This window comes from Cupriavidus sp. 94F1 (genome assembly GCF_057798875.1).
The window spans coordinates 475,527-496,579 of the sequence record NZ_JBYOJT010000004.1 but is presented as its reverse complement, the minus strand read 5'-3'; the positions used below and the strand labels follow the sequence as shown (position 1 = coordinate 496,579).

Below are 21,053 nucleotides of genomic sequence, written 5' to 3'. Positions count from 1 at the left end.
CGACCCCAGGCAGTTACCGTCCGAGCTTCTCCAGCAACCCCTTCAGCACGGTCTGTTCTGTATCGGACAACCCCGCCGCCATGCGCGCGTCGTGCGCGCATACGGCGGCGGTGGCCTCCTTCAGCGTGTTGCGGCCGGCCTCGGTCAGCACCAGGCCGAACGCGCGCCGGTCGGTGGGCGACGGCAACCGCTTCACCAGTTCCATCGACTCCAGCGTGTCCACCAGCAACACGGCGCCGGAACGCGCAATGCCCAGGATCCGGGCCAGCTCGGTGAGCTTAAGGTCGGGATTGCGCGCGATGATCTGCAGCGCCGAAAAACGCGGTGGCGTGATGTTCCACGCGGCCAGCGATGCCACGAAGTCTTCGTACACGCGAATCTGCGCCCGACGAATCGCGTATCCGATCAGCGAGTCGAGCACGCCATAGTCGACATTTGGCAGGTGCGGTTCAAAGTGGCTGCCGTTGGGGTCGGGCGCGAGCGTGTCGCGCGGTTTGCGGGGTGGCGCCATGCCTAGTTGACCAGGAAATAACGCAGCTCGACGCGATCCGGGTAACGTGCGCCGGCCGCTACGAACAGGTGCTGCATCAGCCAGCGATACTGTGGCGCGGCCGTTTCGAAGCGCGGTGCGGTGCGGAAGTAGATCTCGGACGGGTCCACCTGCTCCCCCCGGTTGAGCCGCGCGATCACGTGGGCACTACCAGTGCGCACGCCGGCATTGACGATGTAGATGCGTGCGGCGTCGTCGGTTTCCAGCACGTATCGCGCTTCGATGTCGGCGGTGGTGACGTCGCTGCCGTCGTCATGACGGATCAGCTGGAAGTCGGCACCGCCGGGCAGGATGCGCCCGTTCAGGCGCGGCCCGCGCACCGTGCCCGACAGGATCGGGATCACGCGCCGCTGGCCCAGCGCCGTGACGCCCACCTCGGTGGGGGCCGCCACCTGCAGGCTGAAGTCGGCAGTGGGTTCCAGTGTGGGCAGTGCAATGGCCGGGGAGGCGGAAATCATTTGACGAGCTTCCAGTTGCCGTTGTCGATGGTGAGCAGCACGCGGCCGCGCTGGTCGAATCCGAAGTGGTCCTCGGCGGTGTAGTTCAGCACGCCGTGGGATACCACGATGTCGCGCTCGCTTTCCAGGGCGTCCTTGAGCGCCTTGCGAAACGCCGGCGTGCCGGGCTTGGCCTTCTTCAGCGCGACCGGCACGATGCGCTGCAGAACCAGGCCGGCATCATAGGGATGCGCACCGAACTGCGTGCGGGTGTCGGGGCCATACTGCTTTTCGTAGCGCGTCACGTAATCCATGGCGGGCTTCTTGACGGGGCTGGACGCCGGCAACTGTTCAGCCACGATGACCGGCCCGGCCGGCAGGATCGCGCCGTTCACGGCCTTGCCGCCGATCCGGATCAGGTCGCGCGTGGCCGCACCGTGGGTCTGGTAGATCGGCCCGGTATAGCCGCGCTCGCGCAAGGTGGTGTGCGGCAGCGCGGCGCCGGTGCCGGCCCCGGCAATCAGCACGGCGTCGGCACGGGCGGCAATCAGCTTCAGCGCCTGGGCCGTGACGCTGGTATCGGAACGGGCATAGCGTTCGGTGGCGATCACGCGAATGCCGTTGGCCTGCGCGGCCGAGGTGAACTCCTTGAGCCAGGTCTCGCCGTAGGCATCGGCAAAGCCGATGAATGCGACCGTCTTCACGCCGTTCGCCTTGGCGGCGCCAGCCACCGCATCAGCCATCAGCCGCACCGGCTGTGCCAGCCGATACGTCCATGCACCCCGGCCCGGCTTCAGTTCGATCGGCGAGAACGCCAGTTGCACGGTCTGGCTTTCATCGGCCACTTCGGAGATCGCAATCGAAGGCGCCACGGCGGACGACCCCAGAATGATGTCGACCTTGTCTTCCGTGACAAAGCGACGGGCGATCTTGGTGCCCTGTGTCGGGTCCGATCCGTCGTCCATGACGATGTAGTGGATTGTCTCGCCGGCAATCGACGTTGGCAGGAACGGCATGGTGTTTTTCTGCGGAATGCCGAGCGACGCCGACGGCCCTGTGGACGCGATGCTGACACCAACGGTCACGTCGGCCTGCGCGGCGCCGGCGCCCAGGACGAGGGCAAGGGCGCCCAGCGCAAGGCCGGCGCGAGGCATACGGAACTGGGGCATGGCGGGGTCTCCTGCGGTCTTGTTCTGTTGAAGTCTTAGGGCTTATGGCTTATGGCTTTCGGGCCTGCAGCTGCTGCTGCCCGAAGCCGGCCAGTGTCTTGTAGCGTTGGGAAATGGCTTCGAGTTCGCTGCGCGGTATCACATCGTCGATGCGGGCGAAGCCTTGCGGCGCACGGACTTCGGCCAGCTGCATGACCTGCTCGGGCCCGTTCATGCGGTTGCGCAACACGATGCCGGCCGTGCGCGGCAGCCGCTCGGCCTCGTACTCGCGCAGCGCGTAGTCGAGGTCGGGCTCCGCCAGCAGGCAGTCGGTCAGGTAGCGCGCATCCACAATGGCTTGCGCGCTGCCGTTCGAACCGATCGGATACATCGGGTGCGCCGCGTCGCCCAGCAGCGTGACGCGGCCGAACGTCCAGCGCGGCAAGGGGTCCTTGTCGACCATCGGAAATTCATAGATGGCTTGGGCGCCGTCGATCAGCGCGGGGATGTCGATCCAGTCCCAGCGCCAATGCTCGAACGCCGCCCGGAAGACCGACTTGTCGACCTGGCGGTTCCAGTCGCTGCGCGGTGGGGTGTCCGGATAGTCGTCGGGTACGCGCAGTTCGGCAATCCAGTTGATGCGTGACCGGCCCTGGGCGCGTAGCGGCTCGGAGATCGGATAGGCCACGAACTTCTGGTCCTGATGACCGGCCATGAACATCGAGCGGCCGTCGAGATAGGGCGCGGCGTCGGTGGTGGCACGCCACAGCAGACGGCGCGAGAACCGTGGGGCATCGCCGGTCGCGTAGAAATGGCGGCGCACGGCGGAATGGATGCCGTCGGCGCCTACCAGCACGTCGGCGCTGGCTTCAACCAGGGCATCGTCGCTGCGGCGCCGGAGCGTAAAGCGTGCCGGCTCGCCATTGCCGCCAGGGCTGGTAATCGATTCCAGCGCGTGGCCGGTGTGGACGCGAGCGGCGCCAAGACGGGCCAGCGCGGTCTGGTACAGCAGCATCTGGAACTCGCCGCGATGTACGGAAAACTGCGGCCAGTCGTAGCCAGCGGCGCGCCCGCGCGGCTCATGCCAGATTGGCTGGCCGTGCTTGTTGTAGTAGGACAGTGAAGAGGTCTCGATAGCGATGCGCGCCAGGTCATCCTGCAAGCCCACGGCCGACAGCTCGCGCACCGCATGCGGCAGCAGATTGATGCCGACACCCAGCGGCCGCAGTTGTTCGCTGGCCTCCCAGACTTCGACATCGAGCCCCTGCTGATGACAGAGCAGGGCAAGCGTGAGCCCGCCGATACCACCGCCGGCGATCGCGATCTTCATGTGTTTCCTCCCCGGCGCCGCGGCCGGATTGTTCTACTGTATAACGAGTTCGCGGCGGCCGAATCTAGCGATTTCCCTGAGCTTCACATGGCAAGCAATGCGTCGGCAATGCGTTCGGCAGTGGGGATGGAGTCGGTCAGCCCCAGATGGCCGTGGCCGACGGCAAGCCACAAGCCCCGGTGGCCGGCGGCCTGGCCCACCACTGGCACCGAGTCGGGCATGCAGGGGCGATGCCCCATCCAGGTGGTCACGGGGCAGTCCGCCAGGCCCTGGAAGGTCTGTCGTGCAATCCGTTCGAGGCTGGCGGCACGGCGCGGATCGGGCGGCCGCTTCAAGCCCGCGATCTCGACGGTGCCGCCGACGCGAAGCCCGTCTTCCATTGGCGTGACGAAGATCTTGTGGTCAGTCAGCACAACCGTGCGCGTCACCACGTCGCGCATGCCGGTGAACTGCACGTGGTAGCCGCGCTGACTTTCGAGTTGCAGCCGCACGCCGAGCGGATCGAGCAGGCAACGCGACCAGGCGCCGGCCGCCACCACCACGTGGTCGGCGGCATGCGTGCCGTTGGCCCCATGCAGCGTCCAGCCATCGGCGCCCGAGGTTATCCGCTGGATATCGTCACGCAACAGCTGGCCGCCGCGCGACACGAACGCATCGGCAATCGCACGGGTATAGCGCGCCGGGTTCAGGATCGTGCCGTGATCGGGCAGGTAGATCGCCGCCTGATAGCGCGCCGCGACGCCGGGCTCCAGCGCGTCGATGCCGGCGCGATCGAGGGTCTCGAAGCGGAAGCCGAACCGCTGCCGCAGTTGCCATGCCGCGCCATCGGCCTGCAGCGCCGTGGCGCCGGGATACAGGTGCAAGTGGCCGCGGCGCATGAACAGCTCGGGCACGCCGATGTCGCGTGCCAGCGCCTCGTGCTTGTCCACAGCCCCCGCATGCAGCGCCGCCAGCGCGGCGGCGGCGCGTTCGACCCGCTGCGGGGTGGCAGACAGTACGAAGCGGGTGAGCCATGGCATGGCGGCAGGCAGATAGCTGAGCGGCAGACGCAGCGGGCTGTCCGGATCGGCGAGCATCTTCGGCACCGACGCCAGCACGCCGGGCATGGCCAGCGGCGCGATGGAACTGACGCTGATCGCCCCCGAGTTGCCAAAGCTGCAACCACTGGCCGGCCCCTCCCGGTCAATCAGCGTCACCGTGGCGCCACGCTTGCGCAGCGTCAGCGCGATGCAACTGCCGACGATGCCGGCGCCAATGACCGCGATGCGCGGGGCGGAAGGGGTGGGGGCGGGGGTAGTCATGGCGGACATGGTACGCAAAGGTTGCGGAGGGCGCCGAACCGGTGAAGCCATTGCGGAGCCGCGACCATTGCTCGAGGCACGACGCTTCCGCGCAAATAAGTTGGCCCGCGCGAGGCGGGCCGATCGGACCTAGAGTCATCACCGGCATGGACATCCGGGAGTGGACAGATTAGGGCAGCGGGGCAATTATGCGCCGCTGTCTCATGGATTTCAATCGTTGTCGATGATTCAATGGCTTGTACTGGCTGACGACGAGGTTGACAGTGGAGTGGACTGAACTGGAGAGCATCTTTTCCGCCGCGAGGGTGGGACGGTACAAGGCAAGATGTCATGGCAACGAGAGATTCGCCATGGCCGCCTACCATCTCAATCTGTTGCTGTCTGAGGCACTGACACCATTCCTGAGCACATTCGAGATCGCGCTGCGTAACGCCGTGCACAGGCAGCTTTGCCAGCATCATCGTCGTGATGACTGGTGGGAATGCTGGCGGGAGGATTTGCAGTTTCAACAGCAACTCAAGTACATATCACAGGCGCGTCGCAAATTGACCATCAGGAACGAGGTGCCGACTCCTGACAAGATTGTCGCCGAGCTGACATTTGGGTTCTGGTCGACTTTGTTCAACGCCGAATTCCATGCAAGTCTGTGGCCGCGAATTCGCAAGGCCTTTCCGCACTGTCCGAAAGCGCGACGCAAGCGCGCCACCATCTCGGGGATCGTCAACCGGATACGTCATCTGCGCAATCGCACGTTCCACCACGAACCCCTGCTATGGATCGAAGGCAGCCCGGAGGCAATTCATCAGGACGGGATGGAGCTCCTTCAGTGGATTCATGGCGGCATTGGGTCCTGGGTGGCCATGTTCAATCGGGTTCCACTTGTCTGGTGGCAGTGGAAGGCCTTGCAGGCGGCGCTGTGCGCCGTCCCGGCGCATGCCGGCCTACGCATGGGCGCATCCCGGTGCAATCTGCGCGCCAAATGCGTGAATACGGATGGCACGGAACGTGCTCGACAGGACAGCGGAGAGTAGAAGCGTTCAGCGGCCGCGCGCCGCCCGGAAATTGCTCGCCAATGTGCCCACACATCTGTTTCCGGAGCTCTCCATGCGCCGTCGTTCCTTCCTGCGCGCCACTGGCGCCACCGCCATTTCCTCGCTGTTCGCCGCGCCGGCCATCGTGCGCGCCACCGGGTCGCTGCAGAAGTTCAAGTTCAACCTTGGCTGGAAGGTGGAAGCCTCCGGCGCGGGATTCCTGCTGGCGCTGCAGCGGGGCTACTACAAGGACGCCGGGCTGGATGTCGTGATCGATACCGGCAACGGATCGGCTTCGGCCATCAGCCTGGTGGCCGGCGGTGCCTACGACTGCGCGTCGGCCGACCTGGCGGCGATCATCGAATTCAACGCGGCCAACCCGGCCTCCGCCCTGAAGGCGGTGGCCATCCAGTACGACCTGAACCCGAACGCGGTGATCGTGCGCAAGGGCGGCGGCATCGTTAAGCCGGGCGACTTGGCGGGAAAGTCCATTCTCGGCCAGCCGTTCAATGCGTCGCGCAAGCTGTTTCCGGTGTTCGCCAAGGCGCAGGGCTTCGATCCGTCGACGGTCAAGTGGGAAAGCGTCACCCCGGATATTGGCGACACGCGCTTTGTGAAGGGTGATTTCGACGCCGCCGCCTACTTCTACTTTACGGGCCTGCTCAACCTGAAGGCGCGTGGCATGGGGCCCGAGAAGCTGACGGTGTTCCGCTTTTCGGACTACGGCATGAAATCGTATGGCAACGGTCTGGTGGCCAATCGCAAGAGCATGGCCGAGCAGCCAGAGGCCATGAAGGCATTCGTGAAGGCGTCGACGCGCGGCTGGATCGAAGCCATGGCGGACCCGAAGGCCGGCGCGGCGGCCGTCAAGGCCCGTGAGCCGCTGGCCGACCAGACGCTGGAGTTCGAGCGGCTGAAGCTGATCGTCGAGGGTGCAATGCGGACCCCCGATACGTTGCGCGACGGATGGGGCGCGGCCACGCAGTCGCGGCTGCAGGCCACGGTGGACGAGACCGTGGGTGCGTTCGGCATCAAGCCGGGCATGACCGTCAGCGACATCTGGACCGATCAGTTCCTGCCGTCGGCGGCGGATCGCAAGCTCAAGGCCTGACGCGGAGCGCCCATGTCGATTCCTGTCATCGATCTCTCCGATGCGCTGCGCCCCGGTGGCGCGCGCAGCGCCGAGGTGGCGCAGGCATTCCGTGCCGCAGCCATGTCGTCTGGCTTCTTCTATGTCCGCCATCACGGCGTGGCGACGGAGATGGTCGCCCGGCAATTCTCGCTGGCCCAGGCGCTGCTTGACCTTCCGGTTGCTACACGGCAAGCGTTGGCCATGGCCAATTCGCCCACCATGCGCGGCTTCGAAAACCTCGGCGACCAACGGCTCGATGCCGCAGCCAGGCCCGATCTGAAAGAGAGCTTCTACTGCGGCATGGCCTATCCGGACGATCATCCTTACGTGAAGGCGGGATATCAGACCTACGGCCATAACCAGTGGCCCCGGGAACTGCCGCAGGCGCCGGCGCAATGCCAGGCCTATATCGACGCGATGCTCGTGCTGTCGCGCAGGCTTATGCAACTGATGGCCCTCTCGCTCGATCTGCCGGAACACTATTTCGACCACACCAGCGAAAGTCCGATGGTGACGCTGCGCATGATTCGCTATCCCGCGCATCCCGCCGATGCCGACGCGCGCACCTTTGGCGCGGGGGCGCATACGGATTGGGGCGCCGTAACGATCCTGGCGCAGGACGCGCATGGCGGGCTCGAAGTCCAGATGCCGAATGGCGACTGGGTGCCGGCCACGCCGATGCCCGGCTGCTTTGTCGTCAACCTGGGCGACATGGTGCCTCGCTGGACCAATGGCCGGTACCACTCGAATCCCCACCGCGTGCGTAACGTCCACTCCGGCGGCGCGCCACGCTATTCGATTCCGTTCTTCTACGAGCCTGACTACCTGGCCCGCATCGAGCCGGTGCCTGGCACCCTGCAAGACGGCGAGACGCCGCGCTTTGCACCCTGCACGGCCGGAGAACATCTGACCGAGATGTACCGGAAGACCTATGTACCAGAGGTGCCCGCATGAAGCTGTGGTTCAACCTGCTCTGCCGCGATATCGACGCGCAGTGTGCGTTCTATCGGCAGATGCTCGGCCTACCCGAGGCCGTACAGAGCCGGTCGGCTATCTACCGCGCGCTGGAGACGCCAACTTTTCAGCTGGGGTTCAATGCTGCGGCGGCGTATGAGCTGCTGGGAATGGCGGATCGGCGTCCCACGCCGGGATGTGTCTCCCCGGTCATTGCCTATGCGACCTTCATGGTGGAAACACCGGCACGCGTGGACGATGCCGGCAGGTCCGTTGAAGCCTTGGGCGGCGCCGTGATCAAGCCGGCGTTCGCCACGTACTATGGACAATGGCAAATCGTGCTGCAAGACCCTGAGGGCAATGTGTTTCGGGTGGCTTGTGCGGCGTTGCCAGTGGGGGCGACGCCAGCAAGGCTGTGAGCCGGACACGGCACGGCGTCCCACCGAAATCTTGAAGTTTGGCGATCAGGCCCCAGATGGGGCCTGTTTGCTTTCTCACGCCCTCAAGTTTCCAACAGCCCCCCGCATGTACCAGAAAGGCACTTCCGTCGAAATCCAGTTTCCCCCGCAACGCCTGAACGACGCCGCCGGCGACCCTTATTGGTTGGATTTGTCGATCGATGAGGCGCAGGCGCTGCTCGAACGCCTGCAGGCGCATCTGGCCCAGGCCACCCAAGGCACCGCTGCACCGCTGGTGTTCAGTCTCGTAGGGCCGGCGGCGCCGGAATCCAAGGCAGCCCCGACATCGGACAAGCAGCCGGCGCCGGCCGCAGCGGAGGCCGAGTTCAAGCAATGGGTCTGCATCATCTGCGGCTGGGTCTACGACGAGGCCGCTGGCCTGCCCGAAGACGGCATCGCACCCGGCACGCGCTGGGAAGACATTCCGGACGATTGGCGTTGCCCGGAATGCGATGTCGGCAAGGAAGACTTCGCGATGGTGGAGTTCTGAGCCTTCGCGGCACCCGACCTTTTCTATGGGCGAGGCGCTCGGGCGGCAGCACTAAGCCATTGCGCCATCCCCAAACAACGTCGCCCCCACCCCTGGCAACTCCGCTTCCAGGACGGAGCCGCTGGCCGATTCGGTCATGACGAGGCGGTTCGTGCCGGGCCGGAATGCCACGTTGGTCACCGTGCCGCCCAGCGGGCTGCGCACGAAATGGGTACACCAGCCGTGCGCGTCGATGACAAACGCGCCGCCCAGGCTGGCATGGGCCACGACCAGCCGGCCGTCGGCATCCATCGCCAGGCCGTCTGGGCCGCTGGTGCCGAAGAAGGTCTGGAAGGCGCCGGCCTTCGATACCGATCCGTCGGGCAGCAGCGGCATGCGCCATACCGCGTTGCCGCGCGTGGCGGCCACGAACAGGAAGCGGCCTGACGGATCGATGACGATGCCGTTGGGGCTCGGCACGTTGGACAGCAGCAGGTCGAGCTGGCCGGATGGGCGCAGCCGGTAGACGCGCCCGGACGGGTCGTGCAGGCCGGTCTGGCCCTGATCGGTGAAATATAGGTTGCCCTGCGCATCGAACGTCAGGTCGTTGACCCCCTTGAAGCTTTCCGAATTGCGATGGCCCAGCACCACTTCGACATCGCCCTGGCCCGGGGTCATTCGCAGGATGCCGCGACGATAGTCGGCAATCCACAGACTGCCGTCCCGATGCAGCGCGATGCCGTTCGGCCAGCCGCCGGTATCGCCGACGAGTTGCCATTGCAGGTCCGGTGTGATGCGGAACAGCCGGCCGTGCGGGATATCGGTCAGGTACAGATTGCCGTCGCGGTCGAAGGTCGGGCCTTCCAGGAAGCTGTCGGCGATCTGTCCGGGCTTGTTCGCGTCGGCCCAGGCGCTGCGCTGGGGCAGCCGCAGCGGGTCCGGCATGCGCGTGAGCACGCGCGCTTCAATGATCTGTGGCGGCGTGAAGTTGACGTTCCACATGGCGATGTCAGTCTGCCTTGATGTTGGCGGCCTTGATCACGGCGGCCCAGCGTTTGATCTCGTCGTCGACCAGTTTGGTCGCCTGCGCGGGGGTGCTGCCTTCCGGGTCCAGACCTTGCGATTGCAACTGCTTCCTGACCTGGGGCGTGTTGACGGCGGCCACGATGTCCTTGTTCAGGCGGTCGATCACGGGCTGCGGCGTGCCGGCCGGCGCCGAAAACGCCACCCAGTATTTCATCACCATCTTTGGCATGCCCACTTCAGGCGCGGCCGGCACGTCTGGCAGCACGGGCGAGCGCACATCGTTGGCCAGCATCAGCGCACGCAGCTTGCCGCTCTTGATGTATTGCAGTGCTGTCGGCAGTGATGTGATCAGCGCCTGAATCTGGCCGCCCATCACGTCCTGCAGCGCGGCACCGGCGCCGCGATACGGCACGTGAACCAGGTTGACGCCAGCCACGCTGTTGAACAGCGCGCCGCCCAGATGGGTATTGGTGCCATTGCCGCCCGAACCATAGTAGTACTTGCCCGGGTTGGCCTTGGCCAGTGCGACAAACTCCTGCACGGTCTTGGCGGGCACGTTGGGATTGACCACCAGCACGTGCGGCACCGATGCGACGACGGAGATATGGCGGAAGGCGGTCTTCGGATCGAACGGCAGCAGCTTGGGCTGCAGCGTGGCCGCGATGGCGTAGGACATCTCCGTGGTCAGCAGCGTGTAGCCGTCCGGATTGGCGCGCGCCGCGGTGCTCCAGCCGATCACGCCGCCTCCGCCGGTGCGGTTGTCCACCACGGTGTTGGTGCCGTTGGCGCTCATGCCCGTGGTCACCAGGCGGGTAATCAGGTCGGCCGAGCCGCCCACGGCGTACGGCACGATCACGGTGATCGGCCTGGACGGGAAGGTATCGGCGGCAATGGCGTGGACAGGGGCGATTGCACTGGCGGCGGCCAGCGCAACGGCACCCAGGAAGGCGCGGCGTGTCATGGAGTCTCCTGCAGCATCTAACAGTCTTCGTTCTATTGTTTAGAACGTTGTTCCGTTAATGCTGCGCCGAAAGGCTGGGACTTGTCAAGCTGCGTGTCCGATGCCGCGATCTGCGGAGCGGGAGGGACAGCGCGGCGGCGATCCCGGCGGGCGGGGCGTCAGTCCGCATTGATATGGGCGGCCTCGGCGATCGTCTTCGGTCGCGGAATCCCGGCGCCGATGCTACCGATCCTGCGGCGCGACGCCGCGGATGGCGGCCGCGAACGTTTCATGTGTGGCGGCGTCCACCGGGCGGTGCTTGATGGTGGCGGACGGCGGGTATTTGCCCACGGTGTTGCCATTCTTCCAGTCGCGCGACGGGCGGATGGGTCGCGCCGTAAAGCCGCCGCCGCAGTTAGGGCAGACGTTGTCGAGCACGTTGTCCACGCAATCGGCGCAGAACGTGCATTCGAAACTGCAGATGCGGGCCAGCGTGGAGGCCGGCGGCAGGGCAGTGTTGCAGTGTTCGCACGTGGGGCGCAGTTCCAGCATGGGTGTCTCCTTTCCTACTCGTGTCGGTGTTGGTGTTCGTGTCGGTGTTCGTGCCATCATAGCCGCCTCCCGTCACTCGGCTGTCACCCGATCCAGCCATGACCACGCAGGACAACGCCTTCAAGGTACATTCCCGATGACCGTGCATTCGCCCGCGCCGACGGCGCGGCTGCAGCTGCGGGCCTGGTGCGAGGCAGACCGTGCGCCGTTTCGCGCCATGAATGCCGATCCACGCGTCATGGCATGCTTTCCATCCACGTTGACCGATGTGCAGAGCGATGCGCTGTTCGACCGCATCGTGGCCCATCACGCGCAGCATGGCTTCGGCCTGTGGGCGGTGGTGCGGAAGGAAGCGTCGGGGGCCGCCACGTTCATCGGCTTTACGGGACTCAGCATCCCGGCATGGCAGACACCCTTCGGCCCCTGCGTGGAGATCGGCTGGCGTCTGAGCCATGACAATTGGGGGCAAGGCTATGCCCAGGAAGCGGCCCGGGCATCGCTGGCCTATGGATTCGATGTCCTGCATCTCGACGAGATCGTATCGTTCACGGCGGCGATCAACCGGCGGTCCGAACGCGTGATGCAGCGGCTGGGCATGCACCATGACGCCGCCGGCGATTTCGATCATCCCGCGCTGCCGCCCGGCCATCGGCTGGAACGGCATGTGCTCTACCGGCTGACGCGCGCAGCCTGGGCCATGCAGCCGTGATGCCGTTCGGCGGCGTGGTCAAGCCAGAAAAAACGCCCCGGGGCATTTCTGCCACGGGGCGTTTCGTTGGGTGCTTCTCCGTCGTGCGCCTGCCGGGCAGCCCGCATGACGGTGGGTCGGATCAGGCTTAGCCCTTGACCGCTTCCAGTGCTGCGTTCAGCGTCTTGCTCGGGCGCATGATGGCTTCGAGCTTGGCTTCGTCCGGCTTGTAGTAGCCGCCGATATCCACCGGCTTGCCCTGTACGTCGCCCAGTTCGCCGATGATGGTCTTCTCGTTTTCCGTCAGCGTCTTGGCCAGCGGCGCGAACGTCTTCGCCAGGTCGGCGTCTTCCGTTTGCGCGGCCAGTTCCTGGGCCCAGTACATGGCCAGGTAGAACTGGCTGCCGCGGTTGTCGAGCTGGCCGGTCTTCGGCGACGGGCTCTTGGCGTTGTCCAGCAGCTTGCCGGTTGCGGCGTCCAGCGTCTTGGCCAGCAGCTTGGCGCGGTTGTTGCCCGACTTGATGCCGAGCTCTTCCAGCGATACGGCCAGGGCCAGGAATTCGCCGAGCGAATCCCAGCGCAGATGGTTTTCTTCCACCAGCTGCTGCACGTGCTTCGGTGCCGAACCGCCCGCGCCCGTTTCGTACATGCCGCCACCGGCCATCAGCGGCACGATCGACAGCATCTTGGCGCTGGTGCCCAGTTCCATGATCGGGAACAGGTCGGTCAGGTAGTCGCGCAGGATGTTGCCGGTCACCGAGATGGTGTCCAGGCCGCGGATCACGCGTTCCAGCGTGTAACGCATGGCACGCACCTGCGACATGATCTGGATGTCCAGGCCCTTGGTGTCGTAATCCTTCAGGTAGGTTTCCACCTTCTTGATCAGCTCGGCCTCGTGCGGACGGTACGGGTCCAGCCAGAACACGGCCGGCATGCCCGAGTTGCGGGCGCGCGTGACGGCCAGCTTCACCCAGTCGCGGATCGGCGCGTCCTTGACCTGGCACATGCGCCAGATGTCGCCCTGCTCGACCTGCTGCGTCAGCGCCGTGAGCACTTCGCCGGTGGCGTTGTCGACGATGCGGGCTTCGCCGTCTTCGGGAATCTCGAACGTCTTGTCGTGCGAACCGTACTCTTCAGCCTTCTGCGCCATCAGGCCGACGTTCGGCACCGTACCCATGGTCACCGGGTCGAATGCGCCGTTGGTCTTGCAGAAGTTGATGATTTCCTGATAGATGCGGGCGAACGTCGATTCCGGGATCAGGCACTTGGTGTCCTTGGTGCGGCCGTCGGCGCCCCACATCTTGCCGCCGATACGGATCATGGCGGGCATCGACGCGTCGACGATCACGTCGTTCGGCGCGTGCAGGTTCGAGATGCCCTTGGCCGAATCCACCATCGCCAGCTCCGGACGATGTTCGTGGCAGGCGTGCATGTCGCGGATGACTTCTTCCTTCTTCGACTCGGGCAGCGCCTCGATCTTGGTGTACAGGTCCACCAGGCCGTTGTTGACGTTCACGCCCAGTTCGTCGAACAGTTTCTGGTGCTTGGCGAAGGCGTCCTTGTAGAAGACCTTGACGGCGTGGCCGAACACGATCGGGTGCGACACCTTCATCATGGTGGCCTTGACGTGCAGGCTCAGCATGACGCCGGTCTTGCGCGCGTCTTCCATCTGGTCTTCGTAGAAGGCCAGCAGGGCCTTCTTGCTCATGAACATGCTGTCGACGACCTCGCCGTCCTGCAGCGCGACCTTCGGCTTCAGGACCACGGTCTTGCCGCTCTTGGTCACCAGTTCCATGCGGACTTCACGCGCGCGGTCGAGCGTGATCGACTTTTCGCCGTGGTAGAAGTCGCCATGCTTCATGTGGGCCACGTGCGTGCGCGAAGCCATGCTCCACTCGCCCATGCTGTGCGGGTGCTTGCGGGCGTAATTCTTGACGGCGGCCGGGGCGCGGCGATCGGAATTGCCTTCGCGCAGAACCGGGTTCACGGCGCTGCCCAGGCACTTCGAGTAGCGTTTCTGGATGGCCTTCTCTTCGTCGGTCTTCGGATCTTCCGGGAAGTCGGGAATCTTGTAACCCTTGGACTGCAGTTCCTTGATCGCGCTGACCAGCTGGAACACCGACGCACTGATGTTCGGCAGCTTGATGATGTTGGTGTCCGGGTCCTGCGTCAGACGGCCCAGCTCGGCCAGGTTGTCCGGCACGCGCTGTTCCTCGGTCAGGTATTCGGGGAATTCGCCCAGGATACGGCCAGCCACCGAGATGTCGCTGGTTACCACGTTGACGCCGGCCGGGCCGGTGAACGTGCGAATGATAGGCAGGAAGGCACTGGTCGCCAGCAGCGGAGCTTCGTCGGTTAGGGTGTAGATGATGGTGGGCTGCTGGTTACTCATCGCTTATCTCGCATCAAATTCGGGTTGGGAAATGCCACGCCCGGGTCGCGGTGCGGGGCAAGATTCGAATTTTGCCTGATTTTGCATGGCGGAGGTACGCTCCTTCATGTGAAATTTGTGTGCTGTATGCAGCGGCATTCATCGCCGATTTGCGCATCTGGCCGGCTTCGGCGCGCATTGGCACGCAAGTTCATCAATTTAGGTCGGAATCAGGAACCTGCAAAATTCCTGATTCTTATGTCTTATAGAAGAGTTCGAGTAAGGTGCTCGGGTATTTCGGAGGGTCGTGTGATCCTTTGTCAACTTTCGCGCGTGGCGATCACGTGCGAAAGGTTTCGCCATCGGTTGCCACCGGCGTTGCCTCGCCGCCGCGCTCGAAGTCGGCGATGATCTGCGCGCCGAACAGCAGCAGCGTGGCGGCGATCTCCAGGCTCAGCAGCACCACGATGGCCGTGGTCAACGACCCATAGACCTTGCCGACCTGGGAAAGTGTCGAAAAGTACCAGACCAGCACATGGCGCGAGATTTCCCAGAGGACGGCGGCAAAGACCGCGCCGACCAGCGCATGCCGCACCGATAGCCGACCGACCGGCATCACCAGGTAGATCGACGTCAGCAGCAGGATCTCGCCCACGAAGCCCAGCCCATATAGCAGCCAGCCGGACAGGCGGCCCAGCGACCAGTCGTGGCCCAGCACCTCCAGATGCCGTTCCCCGATGGTCTGCAGGCCCCCCGCCACCACGGTCACGATCAGCAGCCCCACGCTGAGCACGAGGATGTAGCAGTAGGGCAGGATCGCGGACACCAGGAAATGGCGCCGCCGGATGGCCACGCGATGGATGAAGATCACCGACATCGCGTTTTCCAGCACCGTGAACGCCAGCGAACTGAAGAAAACCATCGTGATCGCCAGCACCCACCCGATAACGCCGCGATTGTTAAGAAACCGGGCCAGTTCCGTGACCAGCGCGTGCGATTGCCCGGGCAACAGCCATTCGAGATAGCGTTCCACGGTTTCCAGCAGTTCGACAGGGTCAACCAGCTGCGACAGCCCGATAAGCATCAGGATCAGCAGCGGCACGATGGACAGCAGCGCGTAGTAAGCCACGGCGCCAGCCAGCAACAGGCCCTGGTTGGCGCGAAAGTGGACCAGCGCATCGAGCAGGAAACGCCAGGGCTGCCGAAGCACCAGGCGGATGCGGGCGTCGAGGAGTTGCATGGCGGCACACCGGGACGGGGTGCCCTCAATGTGGCCGAGGGCGGCGCGCAAGGCAAGGGGATGTTGTCTGACACGGCGCCACCAGGAGAGGCGGCGCCCGTTCAGCGGCGTCCGTACGGAAACCGGGTTTGCGCCGCCATCGTCGACAGGTGATCGCGCAGGTGAGCCAGTTCGGCCGAAAGCTGCAGCGTCAGAAAAGCATGGGAGCTGTGTCCGATCGAAGGATCGTCGGGGTGCGGCGACGGCAGCGAGGCGTGCTGGTGCACCATCGTCTCGTCCGCAGCTTCCAGCGCGGCCGCCATCTCCAGCAGCAGGTCGCGGATATTGCGCTCGCCGCTGGTTTCTTCGGTGGCGTCGGGATCGATGGCGGCCAGCATCTCCAGGGCGCTGATGCAGACCCGGGCGCTGTGCTGAACCTCTTCCAGGTCGGCCGTCGGCACCCGGGTTTCCTTCGACACCGATGGAATCAGGCTGCGCATCTGCACCAGGAGGCCAGACAGCTTCATCATGTCCTGCTGCCGTTCCTTCTCGTCGCGCTCGCCGCGCTCGATCTTGGCATGCACGGCGGCGCAGGCGCGCAGCAGGCTGGCCAGCTTGAATCGCCAGGAATATGACGCATACGCCGGAAATGCGAACGAGAAGACCAGTGCGATGGCGGTGCCGATCAGGACATCCACGGTGCGCCACAGCGCGTCATAGACATCCTGGTTGCCGTGGCCTGCCGTGATGACCACCGTCACCGCCGTCAGCAGGGCGATGTATCCACCCTTGCCTACGGCGTGGTAGGCGCAGTAGCCGCAGATGACGGCCATCAGGCCCCAGGTCAGTGTCGGGATGCCGAAGTAGGTTTCCTGGATGATCAGGAATAGCCCGATCAATGCGCCGATCAGGGTACCGGCGCCGCGCTCGGCGGCCCGGCGGCGGATATTGCCGTGGTGCTGCAGCCCGCCGATGACCACCAGCACGGTAATGGTGGCCCATTCGCCGTGGGGGATGTTGATGCCGGTGGTGAGCGCAATCGATACCAGCAGGGCCAGCGCCACACGCGTGGCGTGGAAGATGCGGGCCTGCCGGAATCGTCGGTCGGGGTCTAGCAGCGCGCTGGTTGTTTTTCGCAGTGCCTCGAACATGGCGGCGATCACCGTGCGGAGATCTGAACGCTTCGAGTGTATAGAGCGAGGCCCATGTTCCGCAATGTTTACATTCTGCGGGTGGGCGGGCCGGGCCAGACCCGGCGTTGTGCGTTCGAGATCCACGGCGGTGTCAGCCAGCCGCGGCAATCATGACGGATCTTTGGCGCGGGTACGCGACACCGCCATCATGATGCCGATGCCGAGCACGATCACGCAGGCGATGCCGATATAGACATGCGCGACGCCGGCCACGGATAGCCCCCAGGCGATGCCGCCCACGAGCACCACGAGACCGATTACATAGAGCAGGAATGACATGGCTGTACCTCCGGAGATTCTTTTGGTTACCGGACGTCACGCCGCTGCGCCGGGCAGGCAACAGCGGGTGGCTCAATGTCAATGTAGGGAGGATGCCTGTCGTTTGCGATCAGGCAATGGCCGAGCCTGACGTAGGCAGGCTCTGACGCGCCGACGGCGCGAGGTGGCGCTTCAGCCTGCCGCCAGGCTCACGCCGCTGGCGGCCGCCTGTGCCTTGCCATCGCGGCCGTACATCTCGTTCGGTCCCATGCCGCCCTGGCGCAGCACCTGGATGGCTTCCTGCGTGAATTCCAAATGGGCGTTGACGATGGCGCCATTCAGCTCGTTGGCGTCGTTGGCCTTGTGGGCGAAGAACACCACCTTGCGCCATGCCTCGGTGACGGCCGGTTCGACTTCGCGCCCCACCAGCAGGCCGCCGTCGCCGACACGCAGGCCAAGCGCGATCATCTGCGCCTCGCGGGAGGCCGAGGCGCGGGTCAGCGCCTGAGCCAGTTCCACCTTCTTGTTGAGCAGTTCGCTCAGTGCCTGGAAATCCTGCCGCTTGATGGCGTCGCGCTCTTCAGATAGGGCGCGCCCGAAAGCGGCGATGGCGTTGGCTTCAACCGAAAGGGACTGGATCAGTGCAGCTTGGCTCATGTCAGGTTCAGGATTGGCTACCGCCCTGGCTCAGCTCATGCAAAGAGGCGAGCAGGCCATCGGCGATCTTGCTTGGATCGATCTTGATCCGGCCTTCCGCAATGGTCTGACGGACTTCCGCAACCTTGGCAGCGTCGATGTCGCTATCGCTGTCCTGCATCAGGCGCGCACCGATGTCGCGCACCTGTGCGGCCAGGGGGCTGACGCGCACGCCGGTCAGGGCGGAGGGGTCCGTAGACGTGGCACCGTTGGCGCCCGCACGGGCGTTGCCTTCGGTAGCCGCAGTGTCGGCGGGCCGGGACGGAGTGGAGTTGTTGATCTTCACGGTGAAATCCTTGCTGGGTTCCTCTGAGTTATCGACCTGGCCACCGGAAACTTTAGGCTGTCTGCCGGCGGATTCGCCGGTTTTCGGGTCGACCTCGGAGCAGGTGGCCCGCATTCTCGCACGGTCCGCCTGCGCCAGTGGATACGGCTGTCTGCTTCCTGCTGTTTCGGGGATCCCAGCCCGTGTGATGACTAACTTCCCGTTACTGCGAAAACCTAGAAAAAGTGACGTATGTGATGCTTTAGGGCCTACTGCTGCAGCACGACCGTGTCGCCGCTGCGGACCACGCCGCTGACCACCTGGCCGTTGCGCAGACGCACCTGCACCGGGTTTCCCGTGGCGGCGTCGGTCAGCACCTTGCCTTCGCTCGACAGCTGGAACGAATCGCCCATCACGGTCACGTTGACGGTCTGTCCGGACTTCACGGCGATCGGCTTCCGAATCAGGTCGGTGCGCATCGGCGAGCCGGCAGCGATGCGGTTGGCCACGACCGACCCTTCCAGTTGCGACGCATCCGTCACCACCGCACGCGGCAGTGCGCCCAGGTCGCCCTGACGCAATTCAAGGTCCGCCACGGTCACGGTTTCGCCCGGGCCCATGGCGCGCGCGGCCACGTAGTAGTCAGTCAGCACTGACACACGGGCCTGCATATAGCGCGTCCATGGGCGTTCGCCGCCGCAGCGCAGCCCCACGTTGACGCGCCCATACGGCGCGGCACCGGCGGGGAGGAACGGTTCGGGGTCCACGCATTCGGGCGCGCGGCCGCCCGAGGGCGGCACCACCTGCACGCTGACCTTGCCCGGCAGCCCGGCGGACTGGCGCAGCAGGAACTGTTCGACGGCAACCCGGGCCGGGTCGTCGTTGGCAAAAGGATTGCGGGCGGCCTGCGCCTGGGCGGCGCCCGGCGGCGCGACCGGCGTGGCCTGTGCGGCGGCCAGTACCGGGCCCGCCAGCGCAATGCCGGCCAGTGCCATCAGCGTGACGGCCTGTCGATGGAAATTCATAGGGCATCCCAGCAAGGATGTAGACGGCAGCGGTGGCCGGGGCGTCGTATACCCGTCAGGCGTGCGATGCCGTCGCACAACAGTTGAACATCTGTAAACGTCGCGCGCCGCCTGCCCACCGTGAATGAAAGCCTCGCCGCGCGCTGACCGGGGCGCCTTGCGTGGCGCCGCCTGGCACCGCGATGCGGCGTCCGGCCATGCCAGTCAGTGGGACCCATTGTAGGCAGCCTCGCGCGGGAAGCCGAACCGGAAATGCACAGGTTTCTCGGCCCTATTCAGACGATTGGCGTGACAACCCGGCCCCTAAGATGGCAACCCTGAAGAAGCCCGGCCGGCGGTAACCAGCAGGTATACCCAGGTCTACGGCAGCTCTCTCCCCGAAATGAAGCCATTGCAGGAAAGGCAGACATCATGGACAGACTCGATGCGGCGTTCCGCTTCCAGCAGGAAGCACTGAGCCTGCGGACCCAGCGGCAAGGGGTCATTGCCTCCAACATCGCCCATGCGGATACGCCGGGCTACAAGGCGCGCGATTTCGACTTCGCCAGCACGCTGGCCCAGTCGGTGGAGCGCGGCAACCAGCAGCGCGACGGCGTGTCGCTGTCGACTACGTCCGCGCGTCATCTGCCCGCCCAGGCGCCGGCCATGAGCACGAGCGACCGCGACCTGCAGTACCGCATTCCGCTGCAGTCGAGCATCGACGGCAACACCGTGGAAATGGATACCGAGCGCGTGGCGTTTGCCGACAACACGGTGCACTACGAAGCGGGCCTCACCGTGATGAGCTCGAAGATCAAGACGATGCTGTCCGCGATCCAGCAGTAAGGAAGGAGACACCATGGCTTCCATGAACATTTTCGACGTGGCCGGCTCGGCCATGGCCGCGCAGTCGCAGCGCATGAACGTGACGGCGTCGAACCTGGCCAACGCCGACAGCGCCGTGGCGCCGAACGGCCAGCCGTACCGCGCCAAGCAGGTCATCTTCGAGATGGCGCCCACGCCCGGGCAGTCCGACGTGGGCGGGGTGCAGGTGGCCGGCGTGATGGAGGATTCCGCGCCCGCGCGGATGATCCACAACCCCACGCATCCGCTGGCTGACGCCAACGGCTACGTGACGATGCCCAACGTGAACCCGGTGGAAGAGATGGTCAACATGATCTCGGCGTCGCGTTCTTACCAGGCCAACGTGGAGGTGCTCAACACCGCCAAGAACATGATGCTCAAGACGCTGACCATCGGTCAGTAACGGCAGCAAGTCCCGATCGAAATCTCTTCCGGAATAAACCGCACAACCATGGCAACTTCCACCGTAGGCAACAGCACCTCCAACTCGGGCGTGAACCAGGCCCTGCAAAGCGGCAGCGCCAGCGCCGCCGACCTGCAAAGCAACTTCCTGAAGATGCTGGTCACGCAGATGAACAACCAGGATCCGCTCAATCCGATGGACAACGCGCAGCTGACGTCGCAACTGGCGCAGATCAGCACCGTGAGCGGCCTGCAGACCATGAACGAAACCATGACGCAGCTGCTGACGCAGACCGCCGCCAGCCGCGCCATGGATTCCGCCAGCCTGATCGGCAAGACCGTGATGGTGCCGGGCTCCACCGTGAGCGTGGCCGACGGCGCCGTCGGCAAGATCGGCGTGGACATTCCGTCGACGGCCGATGCCGTCACCGTGCAGGTGCTGGACAAGAACGGCAACGTGGTGCGCAACATCGACATGAAGGGCCAGACCGCCGGCGTGCACGACATCGCCTGGGACGGCAAGAACGACCAGGGCAACGCCGTGGAAAACGGCGACTACACCTTCAAGGTGGCCGCCACCGCCAACGGCAAGGACGTGGCGCCGGTCGCGCTGGTCTACGGCAAGGTGCAGGCCATCAGCGGCGACAGCTCGGGCGTGCTGGTGGAACTGGGCGACGGCAAGAAGGCCAACGTCGACGACGTGCGCCGCATTTCCTGATAACGATTCACCCGGTCCGGGCATACGCGCGGGCATTTCACGAACGA

24 protein-coding genes are annotated in these 21,053 nt (G+C 65.0%); 9 read left to right on the top strand and 15 right to left on the bottom strand.

The genetic code is table 11. The features are described from left to right. Positions 1 to 13: 13 nt before the first annotated feature. The 5 genes from AC3FJ6_RS13205 to AC3FJ6_RS13185 form a co-directional block, all read right to left on the bottom strand. Positions 14 to 511, bottom strand: coding sequence for a MarR family winged helix-turn-helix transcriptional regulator (locus AC3FJ6_RS13205; protein ID WP_488772284.1), 498 nt, complete (start codon positions 509 to 511; stop codon positions 14 to 16). A 2-nt stretch (positions 512 to 513) separates the two neighbouring features. After that, a complete protein-coding gene (locus AC3FJ6_RS13200) occupies positions 514 to 1,008 on the bottom strand; it encodes a DUF3237 domain-containing protein (protein ID WP_488772283.1) in 495 nt (164 codons plus the stop codon). Next, positions 1,005 to 2,156: an ABC transporter substrate-binding protein gene (locus AC3FJ6_RS13195; protein WP_488772282.1), complete on the bottom strand. Its 1,152-nt coding sequence runs from the start codon at positions 2,154 to 2,156 to the stop codon at positions 1,005 to 1,007. The genes AC3FJ6_RS13200 and AC3FJ6_RS13195 overlap by 4 nt, the downstream gene beginning before the upstream one ends. 49 nt (positions 2,157 to 2,205) lie before the next feature. Beyond that, entirely contained in the window at positions 2,206 to 3,465 is a 1,260-nt protein-coding gene (locus AC3FJ6_RS13190; protein ID WP_488772281.1) for a flavin-dependent oxidoreductase, read from the bottom strand. A gap of 83 nt (positions 3,466 to 3,548) precedes the next feature. Further along, positions 3,549 to 4,766 carry an NAD(P)/FAD-dependent oxidoreductase gene (locus tag AC3FJ6_RS13185; RefSeq protein ID WP_488772280.1) on the bottom strand — a complete coding sequence of 406 codons (1,218 nt, stop codon included), beginning with the start codon at positions 4,764 to 4,766 and terminating at the stop codon, positions 3,549 to 3,551. 350 nt (positions 4,767 to 5,116) lie between these two features. Between AC3FJ6_RS13185 and AC3FJ6_RS13180 the strand changes: the two genes are divergently transcribed. The 5 genes from AC3FJ6_RS13180 (at position 5,117) to AC3FJ6_RS13160 (ending at position 8,831) form a co-directional block, all read left to right on the top strand. Further along, complete coding sequence (locus tag AC3FJ6_RS13180; protein ID WP_488772279.1) at positions 5,117 to 5,797, top strand: hypothetical protein; 681 nt, start codon at positions 5,117 to 5,119, stop codon at positions 5,795 to 5,797. A gap of 73 nt (positions 5,798 to 5,870) precedes the next feature. Then, entirely contained in the window at positions 5,871 to 6,908 is a 1,038-nt protein-coding gene (locus AC3FJ6_RS13175; RefSeq protein WP_488772278.1) for an ABC transporter substrate-binding protein, read from the top strand. Between the two features lie 12 nt (positions 6,909 to 6,920). Continuing rightward, positions 6,921 to 7,883, top strand: coding sequence for an isopenicillin N synthase family dioxygenase (locus AC3FJ6_RS13170; RefSeq protein ID WP_488772277.1), 963 nt, complete (start codon positions 6,921 to 6,923; stop codon positions 7,881 to 7,883). Then, positions 7,880 to 8,302 (top strand): VOC family protein, encoded by a 423-nt coding sequence (locus AC3FJ6_RS13165; RefSeq protein ID WP_488772276.1) that lies wholly within the window; start codon positions 7,880 to 7,882, stop codon positions 8,300 to 8,302. Before AC3FJ6_RS13170 ends, AC3FJ6_RS13165 begins: the two co-directional genes overlap by 4 nt. 106 nt (positions 8,303 to 8,408) lie before the next feature. Next, a complete protein-coding gene (locus AC3FJ6_RS13160) occupies positions 8,409 to 8,831 on the top strand; it encodes a rubredoxin (protein ID WP_488772384.1) in 423 nt (140 codons plus the stop codon). 51 nt (positions 8,832 to 8,882) lie between these two features. On the opposite strand, the gene AC3FJ6_RS13155 is transcribed toward AC3FJ6_RS13160, so the two are convergent. The 3 genes from AC3FJ6_RS13155 to AC3FJ6_RS13145 form a co-directional block, all read right to left on the bottom strand. Next, positions 8,883 to 9,812: an SMP-30/gluconolactonase/LRE family protein gene (locus AC3FJ6_RS13155; RefSeq protein WP_488772275.1), complete on the bottom strand. Its 930-nt coding sequence runs from the start codon at positions 9,810 to 9,812 to the stop codon at positions 8,883 to 8,885. Positions 9,813 to 9,819: 7 nt separating this feature from the next. Then, positions 9,820 to 10,797 carry a Bug family tripartite tricarboxylate transporter substrate binding protein gene (locus tag AC3FJ6_RS13150; protein ID WP_488772274.1) on the bottom strand — a complete coding sequence of 326 codons (978 nt, stop codon included), beginning with the start codon at positions 10,795 to 10,797 and terminating at the stop codon, positions 9,820 to 9,822. 222 nt (positions 10,798 to 11,019) lie between these two features. Further along, entirely contained in the window at positions 11,020 to 11,328 is a 309-nt protein-coding gene (locus AC3FJ6_RS13145; RefSeq protein WP_488772273.1) for a DUF1272 domain-containing protein, read from the bottom strand. 136 nt (positions 11,329 to 11,464) lie between these two features. Here AC3FJ6_RS13145 and AC3FJ6_RS13140 point away from each other — a divergent pair, with 136 nt between their 5' ends. Continuing rightward, complete coding sequence (locus tag AC3FJ6_RS13140) at positions 11,465 to 12,037, top strand: GNAT family N-acetyltransferase (protein WP_488772272.1); 573 nt, start codon at positions 11,465 to 11,467, stop codon at positions 12,035 to 12,037. A gap of 127 nt (positions 12,038 to 12,164) precedes the next feature. Here AC3FJ6_RS13140 and AC3FJ6_RS13135 read toward each other — a convergent pair whose 3' ends face one another. The 7 genes from AC3FJ6_RS13135 to flgA all read right to left on the bottom strand — a co-directional run bounded on the left by AC3FJ6_RS13135 (position 12,165) and on the right by flgA (position 19,043). Beyond that, on the bottom strand, positions 12,165 to 14,408 hold the full coding sequence (locus AC3FJ6_RS13135) for an NADP-dependent isocitrate dehydrogenase (protein WP_400396250.1): 2,244 nt from the start codon (positions 14,406 to 14,408) through the stop codon (positions 12,165 to 12,167). Positions 14,409 to 14,727: 319 nt separating this feature from the next. Continuing rightward, complete coding sequence (locus AC3FJ6_RS13130; RefSeq protein WP_488772271.1) at positions 14,728 to 15,627, bottom strand: YihY/virulence factor BrkB family protein; 900 nt, start codon at positions 15,625 to 15,627, stop codon at positions 14,728 to 14,730. Positions 15,628 to 15,728: 101 nt separating this feature from the next. Beyond that, on the bottom strand, positions 15,729 to 16,757 hold the full coding sequence (locus AC3FJ6_RS13125; RefSeq protein ID WP_488772270.1) for an FUSC family protein: 1,029 nt from the start codon (positions 16,755 to 16,757) through the stop codon (positions 15,729 to 15,731). 150 nt (positions 16,758 to 16,907) lie between these two features. Continuing rightward, the gene (locus AC3FJ6_RS13120) at positions 16,908 to 17,078 is read right to left on the bottom strand and encodes a hypothetical protein (protein ID WP_175459908.1); all 171 of its coding nucleotides are present in this window, start codon (positions 17,076 to 17,078) and stop codon (positions 16,908 to 16,910) included. Between the two features lie 171 nt (positions 17,079 to 17,249). Next, a complete protein-coding gene (locus AC3FJ6_RS13115) occupies positions 17,250 to 17,714 on the bottom strand; it encodes a flagellar protein FlgN (RefSeq protein WP_488772269.1) in 465 nt (154 codons plus the stop codon). 7 nt (positions 17,715 to 17,721) lie between these two features. Beyond that, complete coding sequence (gene flgM / locus AC3FJ6_RS13110) at positions 17,722 to 18,153, bottom strand: flagellar biosynthesis anti-sigma factor FlgM (RefSeq protein WP_488772268.1); 432 nt, start codon at positions 18,151 to 18,153, stop codon at positions 17,722 to 17,724. A 134-nt stretch (positions 18,154 to 18,287) separates the two neighbouring features. Further along, positions 18,288 to 19,043 carry a flagellar basal body P-ring formation chaperone FlgA gene (flgA, locus tag AC3FJ6_RS13105; protein ID WP_153950098.1) on the bottom strand — a complete coding sequence of 252 codons (756 nt, stop codon included), beginning with the start codon at positions 19,041 to 19,043 and terminating at the stop codon, positions 18,288 to 18,290. A 408-nt stretch (positions 19,044 to 19,451) separates the two neighbouring features. Here flgA and flgB point away from each other — a divergent pair, with 408 nt between their 5' ends. The 3 genes from flgB to AC3FJ6_RS13090 are packed head-to-tail and all read left to right on the top strand — an operon-like array spanning position 19,452 to position 21,006. Further along, a complete protein-coding gene (gene flgB / locus AC3FJ6_RS13100) occupies positions 19,452 to 19,868 on the top strand; it encodes a flagellar basal body rod protein FlgB (RefSeq protein ID WP_066742590.1) in 417 nt (138 codons plus the stop codon). A 13-nt stretch (positions 19,869 to 19,881) separates the two neighbouring features. Then, positions 19,882 to 20,289, top strand: coding sequence for a flagellar basal body rod protein FlgC (flgC, locus tag AC3FJ6_RS13095; RefSeq protein ID WP_092598962.1), 408 nt, complete (start codon positions 19,882 to 19,884; stop codon positions 20,287 to 20,289). A gap of 48 nt (positions 20,290 to 20,337) precedes the next feature. Beyond that, positions 20,338 to 21,006, top strand: coding sequence for a flagellar hook assembly protein FlgD (locus AC3FJ6_RS13090; RefSeq protein WP_153950100.1), 669 nt, complete (start codon positions 20,338 to 20,340; stop codon positions 21,004 to 21,006). The last annotated feature ends 47 nt before the right edge of the window (positions 21,007 to 21,053 follow it).

Coding starts and splice junctions, on each gene's coding strand:
- AC3FJ6_RS13205 (WP_488772284.1), bottom strand. CDS start 511: ATGGCGCCACCCCGCAAACCGCGCGACACGCTCGCGCCCGACCCCAAC.
- AC3FJ6_RS13200 (WP_488772283.1), bottom strand. CDS start 1,008: ATGATTTCCGCCTCCCCGGCCATTGCACTGCCCACACTGGAACCCACT.
- AC3FJ6_RS13195 (WP_488772282.1), bottom strand. CDS start 2,156: ATGCCCCAGTTCCGTATGCCTCGCGCCGGCCTTGCGCTGGGCGCCCTT.
- AC3FJ6_RS13190 (WP_488772281.1), bottom strand. CDS start 3,465: ATGAAGATCGCGATCGCCGGCGGTGGTATCGGCGGGCTCACGCTTGCC.
- AC3FJ6_RS13185 (WP_488772280.1), bottom strand. CDS start 4,766: ATGACTACCCCCGCCCCCACCCCTTCCGCCCCGCGCATCGCGGTCATT.
- AC3FJ6_RS13180 (WP_488772279.1), top strand. CDS start 5,117: ATGGCCGCCTACCATCTCAATCTGTTGCTGTCTGAGGCACTGACACCA.
- AC3FJ6_RS13175 (WP_488772278.1), top strand. CDS start 5,871: ATGCGCCGTCGTTCCTTCCTGCGCGCCACTGGCGCCACCGCCATTTCC.
- AC3FJ6_RS13170 (WP_488772277.1), top strand. CDS start 6,921: ATGTCGATTCCTGTCATCGATCTCTCCGATGCGCTGCGCCCCGGTGGC.
- AC3FJ6_RS13165 (WP_488772276.1), top strand. CDS start 7,880: ATGAAGCTGTGGTTCAACCTGCTCTGCCGCGATATCGACGCGCAGTGT.
- AC3FJ6_RS13160 (WP_488772384.1), top strand. CDS start 8,409: ATGTACCAGAAAGGCACTTCCGTCGAAATCCAGTTTCCCCCGCAACGC.
- AC3FJ6_RS13155 (WP_488772275.1), bottom strand. CDS start 9,812: ATGTGGAACGTCAACTTCACGCCGCCACAGATCATTGAAGCGCGCGTG.
- AC3FJ6_RS13150 (WP_488772274.1), bottom strand. CDS start 10,797: ATGACACGCCGCGCCTTCCTGGGTGCCGTTGCGCTGGCCGCCGCCAGT.
- AC3FJ6_RS13145 (WP_488772273.1), bottom strand. CDS start 11,328: ATGCTGGAACTGCGCCCCACGTGCGAACACTGCAACACTGCCCTGCCG.
- AC3FJ6_RS13140 (WP_488772272.1), top strand. CDS start 11,465: ATGACCGTGCATTCGCCCGCGCCGACGGCGCGGCTGCAGCTGCGGGCC.
- AC3FJ6_RS13135 (WP_400396250.1), bottom strand. CDS start 14,408: ATGAGTAACCAGCAGCCCACCATCATCTACACCCTAACCGACGAAGCT.
- AC3FJ6_RS13130 (WP_488772271.1), bottom strand. CDS start 15,627: ATGCAACTCCTCGACGCCCGCATCCGCCTGGTGCTTCGGCAGCCCTGG.
- AC3FJ6_RS13125 (WP_488772270.1), bottom strand. CDS start 16,757: ATGTTCGAGGCACTGCGAAAAACAACCAGCGCGCTGCTAGACCCCGAC.
- AC3FJ6_RS13120 (WP_175459908.1), bottom strand. CDS start 17,078: ATGTCATTCCTGCTCTATGTAATCGGTCTCGTGGTGCTCGTGGGCGGC.
- AC3FJ6_RS13115 (WP_488772269.1), bottom strand. CDS start 17,714: ATGAGCCAAGCTGCACTGATCCAGTCCCTTTCGGTTGAAGCCAACGCC.
- flgM (WP_488772268.1), bottom strand. CDS start 18,153: ATGCGGGCCACCTGCTCCGAGGTCGACCCGAAAACCGGCGAATCCGCC.
- flgA (WP_153950098.1), bottom strand. CDS start 19,043: ATGAATTTCCATCGACAGGCCGTCACGCTGATGGCACTGGCCGGCATT.
- flgC (WP_092598962.1), top strand. CDS start 19,882: ATGGCTTCCATGAACATTTTCGACGTGGCCGGCTCGGCCATGGCCGCG.
- AC3FJ6_RS13090 (WP_153950100.1), top strand. CDS start 20,338: ATGGCAACTTCCACCGTAGGCAACAGCACCTCCAACTCGGGCGTGAAC.